Source organism: Cohnella nanjingensis, assembly GCF_014212125.1.
GTDB classification, from domain to species: Bacteria; Bacillota; Bacilli; order Paenibacillales; family Paenibacillaceae; genus Cohnella; species Cohnella nanjingensis.
Genome location: NZ_JACJVP010000077.1, coordinates 1 through 14,829 on the forward strand (window position 1 = coordinate 1; position 14,829 = coordinate 14,829).

The window sequence follows — 14,829 nt, forward strand, 5'->3', positions numbered from 1 at the left end:
GGCGTCGCCTGCGCGGCCTCGCCGTCCCGGCCCGATCGGCCTAACGCGCCTTCCGCCTCACCCTGGCCCGCGGCCAGGAGCGCCTCCCCTCCGCGGGCCAGCAGCGCCATCCCGTCCGCCAGCAGCCGACCGACGCGCCCGGCGGCGACGGCCGCCTCCGACGAAGGGTCCATCCCCTTCGCCGCCTCCCCGATGAGCGCCGCCATCTGCTTCAGCTGCTCGTGCACCGGCGGTCCGTACAACGCCTGCCGCAACGAGGCGATCGTCGTCTCCGACGGCTGCAGGCCTCTCCGGAAGGCGACGCCGGCCGCGTTCATCCAGCTCTCGGCATCCGCGCCCGCAGGCATGGACGCCGCCGCCTGCGCGAACCATTGCGCCGTATCGCGTCCGATCGGATAGCCGTCCCGCTTCAGGCCGCGCAGCAGCTCGAAGCTCCATTTCTGATCCGACAGCCCGAACGCTTTTATGCCTTCGCGCAATCCTTCGTCCGGCATCGCCGCGCCCGGATCCGCCAGCGGCTTCAGCGCGACCAGGCCGCCCTTCGCGTCCGGCTGCACCTGCAGGAGCGTGCTCTGTCCGACCGGCAGCTCCGCGTCCAGCTTGGCGCGCACCGGCGTTCCGTTAATATTCATCAAAGCTTCATGGTTGTCGAGCATCTCCACGAGCACGCCTCTGACGATCTGGCCGATGCGCAGCTCCAGCGTTCGGGCGTCGCCCGGCTGGCTGTCCTTCAGCATCGCGCGAACGAGCGAAGCGACGTTTACGTCCATGCCCCGCACCTCTCTTCCCGCATCAAAACGCTTCTACCTTATGTATCGGTTTTTCCCCGCTTAGATTTAGAACAACAGCTGTTGTTCCGCAAATATCCCGTTCAGGAACGAACGGCGGTGCATCGGGGTCGGCCCCATCCGCAGCAGCGCTTCCCGATGGGTCTTGGTGGCGTACCCCTTGTGGACTTCGATGCCGTAACCCGGGTACAGCGCTTCCCACATCTCGGCGCACAGCCGATCCCGCGTCACCTTCGCGACGATGGAAGCCGCGCCGATCGATTGGCTTCGGGCATCGCCCTTCACGATGGCGGTCTGCGGGATCGGGAGCGAAACGGATTCCGCATCGACCAGCAGATGGTCCGGCACCGCGCCGAGTCCTTCGACCGCGAGCTTCATCGCGAGCCGCGACGCCTGGCGAATGTTGATGCGGTCGATCGTCTCGGCATCGACGCGTCCCACGTGCCAAGCCACCGCATTTTCCAGGATGAGATCGTAGAGCGCGTCCCGCTTTTTCTCGCTGAGCTGCTTCGAATCGTCGACGCCGTCCAGGATGAGCCCTTGCGGCAGAATGACGGCAGCCGCCACCACGTCGCCGAACAGGCACCCGCGCCCGACCTCGTCTACGCCCGCGATATGGATCGCCCCTTCCGCCCACAACGCCCGCTCGAACGCCAGACGGTCGATCTCTTCCGCCTGCGTCTCGTCTTTTGCCTTCTTCCCCCGACCGGTCTTAGCCGACGATTGCTCGGCTTTTCCTTTCTCGACCGCCCCGATCTCTTCCGGCTGCTTCTCGGCCTTTATGTTCTCGACCGGCGCGTTCCGGGCCGGTTCCTTCTCGTCCAGCACCTTAATTCCGCCTTTATGTACGAGCTTCGCTCTTTTTCTCCATTGTCCGACAAGACGGCCGATCCGGCAAGCCATTCCCGCGAAGTTTCGGAATTTGGCATGTCGGATGCCGCCGCACAAGTCAAAAAAAGAGGCCAACCAGAAATCTCCGGCTGACCTGATCCTACCAAAACGCCCCTTTCGGCCCGTCTAGGACCTCAAGGGGAGCCGTCTTCAAGCCAAGTCGACCGGCGTCTCCAGCGTGATGCGCCCGAGCTTGCCCGAACGCAGATCCCGCAGCAGCACGCCAGCGGCTTTCTCGTAATCGATATGGCCGCCGCTGCCGAGGCAGCCCCGCCGCCGTCCGATCTCCTCCAGCACGGGAACCGCCGCCGCGATATCCGGGATCGCCTCGGGCAGCGAAGCCAGCCCGTAACGCTCCTTCAGCGTATCGCTGTAATAGGCGGCCAAGTGCCGAAGCACGAAGCAGGCGACCTCGTCGATCATCAGCACTTCTTCCTTGATCGCGCCCGTCGCGGCCAGCCGGAAGCCGACCTCCGGATCTTCGAACTTCGGCCACAGGATGCCGGGGGTGTCCAGCAGCTCCAGCCCGCCGCCCGTGCGAATCCACTGCTGGCCCTTGGTCACGCCGGGACGGTCGCCCGTCGCGGCCGCGGCGCGGCCGGCCAGCTTGTTGATCAACGTCGACTTGCCCACGTTCGGAATGCCGACGATGAGCGCGCGAGACGGCCTTGGCTTCATGCCTTTGGCGATCTGCCGGTCGATCTTCTCCTGCAGCAGCGCTTGCACCCGCGGCGCGATCTCCTTCACGCCGGTCCCCGTGTTCGAGTCGATCGCGAGGACGCTGTGCCCCTGCGCCCGGTAATGCTCGCTCCACCGGGCGTTCGCTTCCGCATCGGCCAGATCCGCTTTGTTCAGCAAGACGAGGCGCGGTTTGGCGCCGACGATCTCATCGATCATCGGGTTGCGGCTCGATTCCGGTATCCGCGCGTCAAGCAGCTCGAACACGACGTCGATCAGCTTCAGTTTTTCTTGAATTTGCCGTTTGGCCCGGGTCATGTGCCCCGGGAACCATTGAATCGTCATGATACGCCCTCCGCCCGCACCGATAGACGTCTTTGCCGTCCGTTCGCGCGGCGTCCCTTGCTCGTCGGCGGATGCTGCGCTTCAAGCCGCTTAATATCCGCGTCCGATATAATGAATTTTCCCTAACGGCCAGAAAATCAATTCCGCCCTGCCCACAACCCGGCTGATCGGAACGTAGCCGATCATGCGGCTGTCCTTGCTGTCCGGACGGTTGTCGCCCATGACGAACAGCGAGCCTTCGGGCACTTTGCCCTCCGACACGATATCGTTCGGGAAGTCGCTGTGATCGGACGGCTCGTTGTACAGCCCGCCCGCCGCATGCGCTTGTTCGTACGTCTTGGCCAAGTAAGGCTCGGCGATCTTCTCCCCGTTGACGTAGACGTCGTCGCCTTGGACCTTGATCGTATCGCCCGGCACGCCGATGACGCGTTTGATGTAGTCGCGGCCTTCGTCGGGAACGTGGAACACGATCACTTCGCCGGCATGCGGCTTGCGAATGTCGTAGACCACCTTGTTCACGATGATCCGCTCGCCGTTCCAGAAGTTCGGCTGCATGGACGGCCCGTCCACGATGAACGGATTGAACAGCAGCCAGCGGATGACGATGACCAGCACGCCGGCGATCACCAGCGCTTTGACCCACTCCATCACTTCTTTGCCGACCTTGGATTCGTTAGGCTTCTTAGGGCTGCCGGGATCGTCCGCGCCGCCCTCCAGGACGGAAGGCGCCTGCCCTCCTGGCATGTCTTCGCGCGCTTCAGGCGTAGCCGGCGCAGCTTTGAGGGGATCGGATTTTGCTTCGTCATTCCATTCCCGCGGTTGATCCATTTGGGATTCGCCTCTTTCTGGGCACCTTCCGAGTTATGTAGGGTGGAATCGTTTCTACCGAGAGAATGCAAAAGAGGACTTGAACACCGCCAAGCCCCCTCGTGTTTGCATTATCGAATTTCTTTGATGCGGGCTGCCTTGCCGCGCAGGTTGCGCAGGTAGTACAGCTTCGCACGGCGAACTTTACCGCGGCGCGCCACTTCGATCTTCTCGATGCGGGGCGAATGAACCGGGAAAGTACGCTCTACGCCGACGCCGTACGAGATTTTACGAACCGTAAACGTTTCGCTGATGCCGCCGCCGCGACGCTTGATCACGACGCCTTCGAACAGTTGAATCCGCTCGCGGGAACCCTCGACGACTTTCACGTGAACTTTCAGCGTGTCGCCGGCACGGAACGTAGGCACGTCTTTGCGCAGTTGCTCTTGCGTAATCGCTTGAATCAGACTCATTGGGGTTTCCCCTCCTTCCACCATAGACGTTCTTGCCGCTCCGCGAATCTCGATGATCCGCATCCGCGCGCGCAGAGGACCGCCCGATTAATCATGCCGGATGCCGGGGCGACGCATCGCCGGATAGGCATCGGCATACACAACATTTGAAATTTTATCACAACCGTCCTCCGAATTCAACCGGAAGTTCGCAGATGGCGCGTCCCGACCCGGGGCAGAGGCGCAACTCCTCATTCCCCCGCGTCTTCGCCTACGCCGCCGGCGGCCGTCTCCTGCAGCTCGCGCGCCAACCGGTCCGGCTGCTCGTTCAGCCACGCGCGCTCCTTGGCCGTCAGTTCCGCCTGGTCCAGCAGCTCGGGCCTGCGCGCCAGCGTGCGCAGCAGCGACTGCTGGCGGCGCCACTTGTCGATCTCCGCGTGATGGCCCGACATCAGCACGTCGGGCACCGTCATCCCTCTAAAATCGACGGGACGCGTGTAGTGCGGATACTCCAGCAGACCGTCGCTGAACGAATCCCGGACGGCCGAGGTCTCGTTGCCGAGCACCCCCGGCAGCAGCCGGACGACCGCGTCGATGACGACCATCGCCGGCAGCTCGCCGCCCGTGAGCACGTAGTCGCCGATCGAGAGCTCGTCCGTCACGAGATGCTGCCGGATCCGCTCGTCATAGCCCTCGTAGTGGCCGCAGATGAAGATCAGATGGGACTCTCCCGACAGCTCCTGCGCCTTGCGCTGCGAGAACGGCTCCCCCTGCGGGCACATGAGGATGACCCGAGGCGGGCGAGAGCCTTCGGCGCCGTCCGCCGTCTCTCCCGCGCGCCGCCCGACGACATCTTCCACCGCGCCGAAGATCGGCTCGGCCTTGAGCACCATCCCGCCTCCGCCGCCATAGGGCGTGTCGTCCACCGTGTTGTGTTTGTTGTTCGCGTAATCCCGGAAGTTCACCGTGTTCAGCGACACCAATCCGCGCCCCTGCGCCTTGCCGAGAATGCTGCTGCCGAAGACGCCTTCGAACATCTCCGGGAACAGCGTCAGCACGTCTACCCGCATCTTAGAGCAGCCCTTCCATGAGATGAACTTTGACGACGCGCCCGGCAACGTCTACGTCGAGCACGACCTCGTCGATGAACGGGAGCAGCAGGTCCGCACCCTTCGGGCGTTTGACGACCCAGACGTCGTTCGCGCCGGGCGACAGAATGTCGGAAATGACGCCGATCGTCTCGCCCTCGTCGGTGACGACCGAGCAGCCGACGATATCGCTCAGGTAGTACTCGTCTTCTTCGAGTTCAACGCGTTCGTCGGCCGTCACTTTCAGTTCCCAGCCTTTGAATTTCTCCGCGTAATTGATATCGTCCCAGCCCTTCAGCTTGACGACGAATAGGTTCTTCTGTTCGCGGGCGCTAAGCACCTCGACGCCGATCGGCTCTCCGCGCTCCGGCGGCACGAGCAGCAGGCGGCTTCCGCCGCGGAACCGCACGTCCGGGAAGTCGGTCTGCGGATACACCTTCACTTCGCCGCGGACCCCGTGGGTATTGACGATCTTGCCGACGTTCAACCATTGCTGTTCCGCCACGGAAGCAGCCTCCTTTATGTCAAAGAGATGTAGTCTTATGTAGGATAGCATGACCTAAACGGAGCGAAAAAAGGCCCGGACAGGCCAACCTGCGCCCCGGACCCTCTTCCCTTATTCCGATACGATGTCCACGATGACGCGCTTCCGCTCCTTGACCGAGGCGGAAGTAACGACTGTACGCAGCGCTTTCGCGATGCGCCCCTGCTTGCCGATCACTTTGCCGACATCGCCCGGATGAACGGAAAGCTCGTACACCAGGCCTCTCGCGTCTTCCTTGACCTGAATCTGTACGTCTTCCGGATGATCCACCAACGCCCGGGCGATAACCCGAATCAGTTGTTCCATGGTCTTTGCCTCCGGGAATGAGACGTATTACTTCGAGAGCTTGGATTCGTGGAATTTTTTCAGAACGCCTGCATTGCTCAGAAGATTGCGGACCGTATCGGACGCTTGCGCGCCGGATTGCAGCCATTTCAGCGCTTTCTCCTCGTCGATCTTCACTTCGGCCGGTTGAGCGACCGGGTTGTAGATGCCGATCTCCTCGATGAAGCGGCCGTCGCGCGGGGAACGGGAATCAGCTACCACTACGCGGTAGAAAGGGGCTTTGTGAGCGCCCATACGTTTCAGACGGATGCGAGTTGCCATTGTAAACTTTCACCTCCTTGACTTAATCATCGGTATGGGAATCCTTCCTGTTAGAAAGGAAACTTCATGTTCTTGCCGCCCTTGCCGCCGAGCAGGTTCTTCAGGCCCTTCATGCCGCCCTTCGGTCCCTTCGGCCCCATCATGCCCGAGAACTGCTTCATCATCTTCTTCATGTCCTCGAACTGCTTGAGCAGACGATTCACGTCGGCGATCGTCGCGCCGCTGCCGGCCGCGATCCGCTTGCGGCGGCTGTAGTTGATGATGTCGGGCTTCTGCTTCTCGACCTTCGTCATCGACTTGGCGATCGCTTCGGTGCGGGCGATCTGCTTCTCGTCGATCTTGAAGTTCGGATTGGCCTTCAATTTGTTCATGCCGGGCATCATATCGAGGAGTTGATCGATCGGCCCCATCTTGCGAACCTGCTCCATCTGCTCCAGGAAATCGTCGAAGGTGAATTCGGCGGTGCGCATCTTGCGCTCCATCTCTTTGGCCTTCTCCGCGTCGATATTGGTCTGCGCCTTCTCGATGAGGGACAGCATGTCGCCCATGCCGAGAATCCGCGAGGCCATCCGATCCGGGTGGAACGCTTCGAGCTGGTCGATCTTCTCGCCCGTGGAGGCGAACTTGATCGGACAGCCGGTGACGGCCTTGACCGACAGCGCGGCGCCGCCGCGGGTGTCGCCGTCGAGCTTCGTCAGCACGACGCCGGTCAGGGCGAGCTGCTCGTGGAAGCTCTTCGCTACGTTGACGGCTTCCTGGCCGGTCATCGCGTCGACGACGAGCAGCACTTCATCCGGCTTCACGGCCTCGTGAATGCGCTTGATCTCTTCCATGAGCGCTTCGTCGATCTGCAGGCGGCCGGCGGTATCGATCAGGACGTAGTCGTTGCCCTGCTCCTTCGCCTGCTGCACGCCTTGACGCGCGATCTCGACCGGGCTCACCTGGTCGCCCAGCGTGAATACCGGAACGTTGATCGAATCTCCCAGCACTTGCAGCTGCTTGATGGCGGCCGGACGGTAGATATCGCCCGCGACGAGCAGCGGCTTGTGGTTCTGCGACTGCAGGAGCTTGGCCAGCTTGCCGGTCAGCGTCGTCTTGCCCGCGCCCTGCAGGCCCGCCATCAGCACGACGGTCGGCGGACGGTTCGACTTGGCCAGCTTCGCCTGCGTGCCGCCCATCAGCTCGATCAGCTCTTTGTTCACGATGTCGATGACGACCATGCCAGGCGTGAAGCTCTTCGTCACATCTTGGCCGACGGCCTTCTCTTTGACCTTTGCGATGAATTCCTTGACGACCTTGAAGTTCACGTCGGCTTCGAGCAGCGCGAGCCGAACTTCGCGCATCGCGTCGTTGACGTCGTCTTCCGATAACTTGCCTTTGCCCCGCAGCTTGCCGAACACGTTCTGCAGCCGGGTTGTCAATCCTTCGAACGCCATATGCCGATCCCTCCTTCGCTTAGGAAAGGGTGTCTACTCTCTCTCATTGCCTTCTTCTTCCGAGCCCCGCAGCAGCGCGGCGGTCTCGGCCAGCATGCGCCGCCATTCGTCCGGCAGCCCGCCGATCTCCCGCTCCAAGCGGTCTAGCCCCTCCTGGAGCCGGTCGTGCCTGGAGACGAGGCCGAGCTTGCGCTCGTACGATTCCAGCACTTGCTCCGCGCGCTTCAGGTGCTCGTACACCGCTTGCCGGCTTACGCCCGCGTCGGCGGCGATCTCTCCGAGCGAATAATCGTCGTGGAAGTAATATTTCAGGAACGTCTGCTGCTTCTCCGTCAACAACGGACCGTAGAAGTCGAACAGCATGTTCACCCGATTCGTCTTGGCGAGCGCGTTGTCCCCGTGCACAAAGGTCACTCCTTTGCCTGCTGTCAAGGGAAACCACTTTACAGCCTAACTTCGTTTCTTATCTTAAGCAATTCCGGATCGGATGTCAAGGAAAATACCTTAACAGGATATCCGCCTTAAAGCGCGATGCCGATCTCGCCGGCGGTCCGTCGGATATAGGCCGCCGCCTCCGCGCACTGCTCGGCGTTCTGCAGGTGCTCGATAATGAGCGACGTATCGGGATCCAGCTTGTTCAGCTCCCGCAGGAATGTCCGGTAATCCAGCGCGCCTTGACCGGGGATGACCTCGTCCAAATGCACCGTCAAATGGCCGGAGAGGCGAATGTCCTTGGCATGGCAGTTGCGGATATACGGTCCTAGCTTCGCGAAAAAGTCCCGGATCATCTCCCCGTTGCGGTAATACGTCCGGGGGCTCGAGATCATATTGACCGGATCGAGATGGACGCCGAACGCCTTGCGGTCGATCGCTTTCAGGAGCGCCAGATACGTATCCGCCGAATCCGGGAACACCCACGGCATCGTCTCCAGCGCGAAAAACGTCCGCGCCGGCCGTACTTCGTCGATGATCTCGCGCACCGTATCGACGATCATCTCGAACGTCTCGTCCGAGAAATTGTCGGGATGCGGTCCGTCCCACTGCTCGCCGCGCGATCCGGCGATGTTCACGCAGCAGCGTGCGCCTACGATCTCGGCGAGCGCAAGCTGCCGCTTGCTGTGGGCCAGCGCCGCCGACCGGACGTCGGCGCTCGGGCTGATCGGATTGCTCCACGCCCCGACTTCGGAGATCGAGATGTCGTGCTTCTCCGCGATCCGCACGAACGCCCGAACCTCCTCCTCGCCCGCTTCGGCGCCTATCGGGCATACGGCCGTCCGGAATCCGTGGTTCAGCACCGCCTGCGCCCAGCGTTCCGGATCGCGCATATCTCCAAACAGTTGTCCGCCCAATCTCATGACGCGTCTCCCCCTGTTTCTTCATTAGAGTATACGAAATGCCATTGCGATCTTGCAGACCCTCCCGCCTTCACGCGCGGACGACGATCGCTTTGAGCAATCCGCCATCGGCCCACATGGCTCTCCCCCGCAGCCCTACACGTTGTTTACGGCGACGCGGCCTCCCGGTTTCAATCGGTTCGCGCCGGGACCGACCGCAACGACTCGCTCTGCCGCTTCGCGGCCTGCGACGTAGTCGGACGGCTCCTTCACGTGCCAGAACCATTTGTCGGAGCCGCAGACATTTTCAAAGAGGTTCTCCTTAACTTAATCGTTAGGTCGCAGCTGCTAACTTCATTTTAACAGATGCCAGCTCCCCAACACCAAAGGCTGAACGGGATTGGAGCGATCGGAAGCGTACTGCTCATCTTATTTCGCACATCGCCTCTTCATCCAACGCCAAAGGGAGGAAATCGACGAAAGCTTTGTGCGGAAAAAACCTCTCAGACATAAAAACGGCGCCCCGCGGTCGTCTTCGACCCGGGACGCGTTTACTCCGACCTCACCCTTCCTCGTACACGTCCAACGCCGCCTGCAGCGCCGCGCCGGCCGGCAGCTTCACGCCATGACGCAGCAGCACGGCCTCGAATGCACCGAGCAGATGCAGCACGTTGTCGCGGCGGCAGCTGTAGCCCATCGTGCCGATCCGCCAGATGCGCCCCTTCAGCGGTCCGAAGGAACTGGCGATCTCGATGTTGAACAGCCGCAGCAGCATCGCGCGGACGGATTCGCCATCCAACCCGTCCGGAATCTCGACGCAGGTGACGACGGGCAGCTTGCAGGAGGGATCGCCGTACAAAGCGACGCCCATCGCCGAGAGGCCGGCGACGAGCGCCGACTCGTGCAGCCGATGCCGGGCGAACCGTTCCTCCAACCCTTCGTTCAGCGCGAGGCGCAGCCCCTCCCGCAGGCCGTACAGCATCGAGGTCATCTCCGTATGGTGGTTCAACCGGGCCGGACTCCAGTAATCCTGCAATTGGGCGAGATCCAGATAGTTGCTCTGGATCGGGCGACGGCCCTCCGCCGGTTCGACGTTCGGCTGCCCGGGCGCCCGCAGTCCCCGCTCGACGCGTTTGCGCGCGAGAATCTTCCGCTCGGCCCGTTCGTTGTAGGTGACCGGAGCCATGCCCGAAGGGACGGACAAGCACTTCTGCGTGCCGCCGATGACCGCATCCAGACACCAGGCGTCGGTCTCGACCGGCACGCCGCCGAGCGTCGCCACCGCGTCGACGACGAGCAGCGCGTCCGCCTCGCGGCAGGCGCGGCCGATCGCGTCGAGCGGCTGCACGCGTCCGGTCGACGTCTCCCCGTGCACGATGGCGACGAGATTCGGCCGTTCCCGGCGAATCGCCTCGATCACCTCCGCCTGATCGAATACGGCGCCCCACTCTTTCTCCATCGTGACCGCGCGGCCGCCGCACCGCTCGGCGATCTCGTGCAGCAGATGGCCGAAGCGGCCGTAGATCGGGATCAGCACCCGGTCGCCCGGCTCGATCAAGCTCGCCAGCACCGCTTCGATGCCGGAGCGGGAAGTGCCGTCCACCGGATACGCCCATTCGTTCGTCGTGCGGAACACTTCGCGGAGCATCTCCATCGTATCGTTCATGAGCGCGGTGAACTCCGGGTCGAATTGTCCCAGGATCGGATAGGAGAGCGCCCGAAGCACGCGAGGATCGACCTCGACGGGTCCGGGCGTCATGATGGTGCGCGGGGAGGGCGACAATTCGGCATAGGCTCTCATGGCGATTGCTCCTTATAGGCCAGTTCGTACAGCAGATTGAAGAGGACGGCCGCGCCGTCCGCGAGCTGCTCCGGCGAAGTATATTCTTGCGGCGAATGGCTGATGCCGGCGCGGCTCGGGACGAAGATCATCGTCGTCGGGCACAGCGGCGGGAAGAGCTGCGCATCGTGCCCCGCTCCGCTGACCATCCGTTTGCAGGGCAGAGATAAGCTTCTACAGATCGCCTCCGTCCGGGCGGCCAGCGCGGCGCTGAGCGGCACCGGCTTCGTCGTCAGCCAAGGCTTGACCGCGAACCGCAGCCGGCGGCGCGTCGCGATGCGCTCGACCTCGGAGAGGATCAGTTCGCTGAACGCCGACAGCTTCCACTCGTCCGCGTGCCGGATGTCGATCGTGAAGTCGACCGATCCCGCGATGACATTCGGCGTATTCGGCCGCGCCTCGAGGCGCCCGACGGTCGCGACCAGCGGCTCGCCCCATTGCGAAGCGAGCGACTCCAGCTTGACCGCGATCTCGGCGGCGCCCGTCATCGCATCCTGCCGCAGCGTCATCGGCGTCGTGCCCGCATGGTTGGCCGCCCCCTCCAAGGACACCGCGTACCGGCGTTGGCCGACGATCGTATCGACGATGCCGATCCGCTTATCGAAGTATTCGAGCACCATGCCTTGCTCGATATGCAGCTCCACGAACGCGGCCAGATCCGATCGGCGGCAGTCGTCCCGGTCCGGCAAGCCGAAGCCCGCCGCCGTCATCGCCTCGGAGAGCGTCGTGCCGGCCGAATCCGCGTATTCGCCGCCGCTTCGCCATTCATAGCGTCCGGTCGCATTGCCGGAGCCCCAATAGGCGAGCGGGAATCGGCTTCCTTCCTCCTCGCAGAACGAGGCGACCTCCAGCGGCCGCAGCGGCGTTCCGAACTTCCGCTTCAGTTCGGCCAGCGCCGCAATGCCCGCCGCGATGCCGTAGGCGCCGTCGTACTTGCCGCCATGCCGGACGGTGTCGACGTGGGAGCCGGTCAAGACCGCCGGCAGCGCGGGGTCGCGTCCCGGAAGTTTGCCGTACAGATTGCCGACGTTGTCGAAGTGCGCCTCCAGACCGGCAGCGCGCATCTCCTCCGCCAAGTACCGCTGACCGCCGCTCCAGGCCGAATCGTACAACAAGCGGGTCACTCCGGCTTCCGCCGGCCCTCCGCCATGCCGCGCCAGCTCCTCCAGCAGCCGCGAGATCTCATCCCGCAGCCCGCCCCCGCTTGGCTCCGCCATCTCCAGGCTCGTTTCTTGCCAATCTTCGCTCATCCCGGCACCTTCCCTCTCGTCTCGGGCCGCAGCCGGATGCCGCCGCCCGGCGCGACGATGCCGCTGCCGAGCGCGTAGACCAGCTTGCCGCGGACGTACGTAGCCGTCACCCGGCAGGAGAACGTCCGCCCGATGTACGGGCTGTGCGGATGGCGCTGCAGCAAGTCTTCCTTGCGGAGCGTATAAGCCCGCTTCGGATCGACGAGCGCGAGATCGGCGTCGAACCCGACGGCGATCTCGCCTTTGCGCGGGTACAGCCCGAACCGCTTGGCGGGCATCCCGGCGACCAGCGCAGCGATCCGCTGCAGCGGGATGCCCCGCAGGAACGCGCCTTCGTGCAGCATGACCTCCAGGCTGCTCTGTGCGCCGGCGATGCCGCCCCACGCGCCGAAGAAGGAGCCGTCCGCCGGCGACTTCAGCGCCTCCGGACACGGCGAATGGTCCGAAGCGACGAGATCGATCCCGCCCGCCGACGCCAGCGCCCACAGTCTCTCTTGCCGGACCTCGTCGCGCAGCGGAGGCGCGCACTTCGCGACCGGTCCCAGCGCGGCCATGTCCCGCTCCGTCAGCGCGAGGTAGTGCGGGCACGTCTCCACCGTCACGTCCTGGCCTTCGCGCTTCGCCTTGTCGATCAGCGCCGCCGCCTCGGGGGTGCTGATATGGACGAAGTGCAGACGGCACCCGGTCTCGCGGGCGAACAGCAGCGCGCGTCCGACCGCCTCGAGCTCCGCGATCGCCGGCCGCGTCGCCGCGAAGTCGAGCGGACCGTTCCGGCCGGCCGCGAGCGCTTCGGCGGACAGCCGCGCCGTGATGGCCTCGCTCTCCGCATGCAGCGCGAGCAGGCCGCCGAACGAGGCGATTCGCTTCATGCCCTCGTAGAGCGTCACGTCGTCGATCTCGCGGAACCGCTCTTCCGCCTCGCCGCCCGGGTTGGAGAGGAACGCCTTAAAAGCCGCTACCCCTTCGCGGTGCAGCGTCTCCAACTGATCAAGATTGCCCGGCACCAGGCCGCCCCAGAACGCATAATCGATCGCGCACGCCCCCTCGGCGGCCGCTTCCTTCAGCCGCAGCGCCGGGATGTTCACGGTCGGCGGCAAGCCGTTCAACGGCATATCGACGAAGCTCGTGCACCCTCCCGCGGCGAGCGCCGCGGTGCCGGTGGCGAAGCCTTCCCAATGTCCCATCGCCGGTTCGTTCAAATGAACGTGCGCGTCGACCATCCCCGGCAGCACCCATAATCCGGACGCATCGATCGTCTCCGTCTCCTCGCCGGCTTCCAGCCGCTCCGCCAGCGCCGCAATGCGGCCGTCGCGGATGCCGATGTCCCATTCGCGCACCTCGCCGGGCAGGACCACCTGCCCGCCGCGAACGATCTTCTCGTAGCCGTCGTCCATCCGCCGCTCCCCCTAACTCCCGCGATATGTGCTGTACCCGCCGGGCGCGACCAGCAGAGGTACGTGATAATGCGATTCCGGGTCGGAAACCTGGAAGCGGACGGGGACCCCCTCGAGGAAGACGGCATGCGCCAAGCCCCGATAATAATCCCCGACCCCGAACGTCAGCTCGTAAGTACCGGCCGCGAACGTTTCTCCTTCGAGCAGCGGCGCGTCGAGGCGCCCGTCTTCGTTCGTGAACGTTTCCCGCAACAGCGTCTTCGCGCCGTCGGCGGACGTCTCCAGCCGCCACAGCTGCACGCGCATCCCGGCCGCCGGCTTGCCCATCGACGTGTCGAGCACGTGCGTCGTCAGCCTCCCGCTCACGCGCCCGCTCCCCTCTCCTCGTCCCGCGCCTCCGATCCGTTCGACTCCGCGGCGGCCAGATCCGCTTGCGTCATGGTGAAGCCCTGGAAGCCGAAAGGCGGGCGCGGCTCCGTGTAGACGCCGGCATGCAGCCCGCCAACCGGCTCCACGACGGTCTCCCAAGTCCGGTTGTTCGACTCGAACCGCACTTGCGACAACTGCGGGAACCGCTTCAGCATGCGCAGCCCGATCCGATAGATCAGATATTGGATCGAGGGCGTCTTGAATTCGTGGAACACGTGGTGCGCGAGATCGCGGACGAGCTCCGCGGCGACGTACCTGCCGCGCTCGGCGTGCAGGGCATCTTGCGCGTCCGCGTACGTCCAGAAGATATCGAGAAAGATGAATAGCGGCCGGTCGTAGCTCTCGGGCAGCGTCGTATATTCGTCGCGGATGAAGCCGTAGAATGAACTCCCGCTCACTTTGATCAGTTGAAGATCGGACAAAGCGCATTCATGCGAGACGATACGGGCGCCGACTGCCGCCGCGCGGTCCAGCGCCAGATTTGCGCTTGCGCGGTCGTTGTGCGAGGGGCGGTAGACCAGCGGGCTGTCCGCGAAGCCTTCGCCGTCCCTCACTTGTACGGTTTCGAATGGCAGCCGATGGCCTTCCGCTTCGATCGCCGTTACGTGCGGGTACTTTTCCAGGAACAGCTCGCCGATGAACGCCAGCAGCCCTTCCGTCGTGCTGCCTTCGTAACGCGCGGTCTCGCGGAGGATGAAGTTCTTCATCGAATCGGTTGCGACGACGAGCGCGTTGCCGCCTTCGGTGAACGAAGGGAGCAATCGCTCGCTGCTGACGGAGAACTTGATGTTGTGCGCGAAAATGACGTTGCCGCTGCCGGCGAACGCCGACTCCGGAATCGGCTGCACGTCGAGCGGGGTCGCGTAGGTCCGGTAAGACAGCACGTCGCCTTTTCCGTAGTACAGGGTACGTCCGTCGGATAGTTTGAGCACGAGCATCTTCCTCTC

Annotated in this window: 17 protein-coding genes and 1 pseudogene; all 18 read right to left on the reverse strand. The window is 63.7% G+C overall.

Going from position 1 to position 14,829, the window contains the following annotated elements; genetic code table 11:
- On the reverse strand, window positions 1–770 hold a 770-nt coding region (locus tag H7C19_RS32730), incomplete at its 3' end, for a TP0910 N-terminal domain-containing protein (protein ID WP_512698982.1).
- A 66-nt stretch (window positions 771–836) separates the two neighbouring features.
- A complete protein-coding gene (gene rnhB / locus H7C19_RS32735; protein WP_185673375.1) occupies window positions 837–1,691 on the reverse strand; it encodes a ribonuclease HII in 855 nt (284 codons plus the stop codon).
- 138 nt (window positions 1,692–1,829) lie between these two features.
- A complete protein-coding gene (ylqF, locus tag H7C19_RS32740; RefSeq protein ID WP_185673292.1) occupies window positions 1,830–2,702 on the reverse strand; it encodes a ribosome biogenesis GTPase YlqF in 873 nt (290 codons plus the stop codon).
- A gap of 90 nt (window positions 2,703–2,792) precedes the next feature.
- The gene (gene lepB, locus H7C19_RS32745) at window positions 2,793–3,446 is read right to left on the reverse strand and encodes a signal peptidase I (protein ID WP_185673376.1); all 654 of its coding nucleotides are present in this window, start codon (window positions 3,444–3,446) and stop codon (window positions 2,793–2,795) included.
- A 194-nt stretch (window positions 3,447–3,640) separates the two neighbouring features.
- Window positions 3,641–3,982, reverse strand: a complete 342-nt coding sequence (rplS, locus tag H7C19_RS32750; RefSeq protein ID WP_185673293.1) for a 50S ribosomal protein L19 — start codon at window positions 3,980–3,982, stop codon at window positions 3,641–3,643.
- Between the two features lie 230 nt (window positions 3,983–4,212).
- Window positions 4,213–5,031: a tRNA (guanosine(37)-N1)-methyltransferase TrmD gene (gene trmD, locus H7C19_RS32755; RefSeq protein WP_185673294.1), complete on the reverse strand. Its 819-nt coding sequence runs from the start codon at window positions 5,029–5,031 to the stop codon at window positions 4,213–4,215.
- 1 nt (window position 5,032) lies between these two features.
- Window positions 5,033–5,554 (reverse strand): ribosome maturation factor RimM, encoded by a 522-nt coding sequence (gene rimM / locus H7C19_RS32760; RefSeq protein WP_313732056.1) that lies wholly within the window; start codon window positions 5,552–5,554, stop codon window positions 5,033–5,035.
- 111 nt (window positions 5,555–5,665) lie between these two features.
- On the reverse strand, window positions 5,666–5,899 hold the full coding sequence (locus H7C19_RS32765) for a KH domain-containing protein (protein ID WP_185673296.1): 234 nt from the start codon (window positions 5,897–5,899) through the stop codon (window positions 5,666–5,668).
- Window positions 5,900–5,926: 27 nt separating this feature from the next.
- Window positions 5,927–6,199: a 30S ribosomal protein S16 gene (rpsP, locus tag H7C19_RS32770; protein WP_185673297.1), complete on the reverse strand. Its 273-nt coding sequence runs from the start codon at window positions 6,197–6,199 to the stop codon at window positions 5,927–5,929.
- 50 nt (window positions 6,200–6,249) lie between these two features.
- On the reverse strand, window positions 6,250–7,635 hold the full coding sequence (gene ffh, locus H7C19_RS32775) for a signal recognition particle protein (protein WP_185673298.1): 1,386 nt from the start codon (window positions 7,633–7,635) through the stop codon (window positions 6,250–6,252).
- A 33-nt stretch (window positions 7,636–7,668) separates the two neighbouring features.
- On the reverse strand, window positions 7,669–7,998 hold the full coding sequence (ylxM, locus tag H7C19_RS32780; protein ID WP_221469603.1) for a YlxM family DNA-binding protein: 330 nt from the start codon (window positions 7,996–7,998) through the stop codon (window positions 7,669–7,671).
- 158 nt (window positions 7,999–8,156) lie between these two features.
- Entirely contained in the window at window positions 8,157–8,990 is an 834-nt protein-coding gene (locus H7C19_RS32785) for a sugar phosphate isomerase/epimerase family protein (protein WP_185673300.1), read from the reverse strand.
- A 135-nt stretch (window positions 8,991–9,125) separates the two neighbouring features.
- Window positions 9,126–9,260, reverse strand: a pseudogene (locus H7C19_RS35845) (hypothetical protein); the annotation flags it as partial.
- Window positions 9,261–9,531: 271 nt separating this feature from the next.
- Window positions 9,532–10,770 carry a (S)-ureidoglycine--glyoxylate transaminase gene (locus H7C19_RS32795; protein ID WP_185673302.1) on the reverse strand — a complete coding sequence of 413 codons (1,239 nt, stop codon included), beginning with the start codon at window positions 10,768–10,770 and terminating at the stop codon, window positions 9,532–9,534.
- Window positions 10,767–12,059 carry a Zn-dependent hydrolase gene (locus H7C19_RS32800; RefSeq protein ID WP_246470177.1) on the reverse strand — a complete coding sequence of 431 codons (1,293 nt, stop codon included), beginning with the start codon at window positions 12,057–12,059 and terminating at the stop codon, window positions 10,767–10,769. Before H7C19_RS32800 ends, H7C19_RS32795 begins: the two co-directional genes overlap by 4 nt.
- Entirely contained in the window at window positions 12,056–13,453 is a 1,398-nt protein-coding gene (gene allB / locus H7C19_RS32805; RefSeq protein ID WP_185673303.1) for an allantoinase AllB, read from the reverse strand. Before allB ends, H7C19_RS32800 begins: the two co-directional genes overlap by 4 nt.
- 12 nt (window positions 13,454–13,465) lie before the next feature.
- Entirely contained in the window at window positions 13,466–13,819 is a 354-nt protein-coding gene (gene uraH, locus H7C19_RS32810; RefSeq protein ID WP_185673304.1) for a hydroxyisourate hydrolase, read from the reverse strand.
- Complete coding sequence (gene pucL / locus H7C19_RS32815) at window positions 13,816–14,820, reverse strand: factor-independent urate hydroxylase (RefSeq protein WP_185673305.1); 1,005 nt, start codon at window positions 14,818–14,820, stop codon at window positions 13,816–13,818. The genes uraH and pucL overlap by 4 nt, the downstream gene beginning before the upstream one ends.
- Between the last annotated feature and the right edge of the window lie 9 nt (window positions 14,821–14,829).

Bases quoted from the DNA above. Each gene is read 5' to 3' on its own strand.
- H7C19_RS32785 (WP_185673300.1), bottom strand. From the start codon at position 8,990: ATGAGATTGGGCGGACAACTGTTTGGAGATATGCGCGATCCGGAACGC.
- lepB (WP_185673376.1), bottom strand. From the start codon at position 3,446: ATGCCAGGAGGGCAGGCGCCTTCCGTCCTGGAGGGCGGCGCGGACGAT.
- trmD (WP_185673294.1), bottom strand. From the start codon at position 5,031: ATGCGGGTAGACGTGCTGACGCTGTTCCCGGAGATGTTCGAAGGCGTC.
- ylxM (WP_221469603.1), bottom strand. From the start codon at position 7,998: ATGCTGTTCGACTTCTACGGTCCGTTGTTGACGGAGAAGCAGCAGACG.
- ylqF (WP_185673292.1), bottom strand. From the start codon at position 2,702: ATGACGATTCAATGGTTCCCGGGGCACATGACCCGGGCCAAACGGCAA.
- H7C19_RS32795 (WP_185673302.1), bottom strand. From the start codon at position 10,770: ATGAGAGCCTATGCCGAATTGTCGCCCTCCCCGCGCACCATCATGACG.
- H7C19_RS32765 (WP_185673296.1), bottom strand. From the start codon at position 5,899: ATGGAACAACTGATTCGGGTTATCGCCCGGGCGTTGGTGGATCATCCG.
- rpsP (WP_185673297.1), bottom strand. From the start codon at position 6,199: ATGGCAACTCGCATCCGTCTGAAACGTATGGGCGCTCACAAAGCCCCT.
- rnhB (WP_185673375.1), bottom strand. From the start codon at position 1,691: ATGGCTTGCCGGATCGGCCGTCTTGTCGGACAATGGAGAAAAAGAGCG.
- allB (WP_185673303.1), bottom strand. From the start codon at position 13,453: ATGGACGACGGCTACGAGAAGATCGTTCGCGGCGGGCAGGTGGTCCTG.
- ffh (WP_185673298.1), bottom strand. From the start codon at position 7,635: ATGGCGTTCGAAGGATTGACAACCCGGCTGCAGAACGTGTTCGGCAAG.
- H7C19_RS32800 (WP_246470177.1), bottom strand. From the start codon at position 12,059: ATGAGCGAAGATTGGCAAGAAACGAGCCTGGAGATGGCGGAGCCAAGC.
- pucL (WP_185673305.1), bottom strand. From the start codon at position 14,820: ATGCTCGTGCTCAAACTATCCGACGGACGTACCCTGTACTACGGAAAA.
- rplS (WP_185673293.1), bottom strand. From the start codon at position 3,982: ATGAGTCTGATTCAAGCGATTACGCAAGAGCAACTGCGCAAAGACGTG.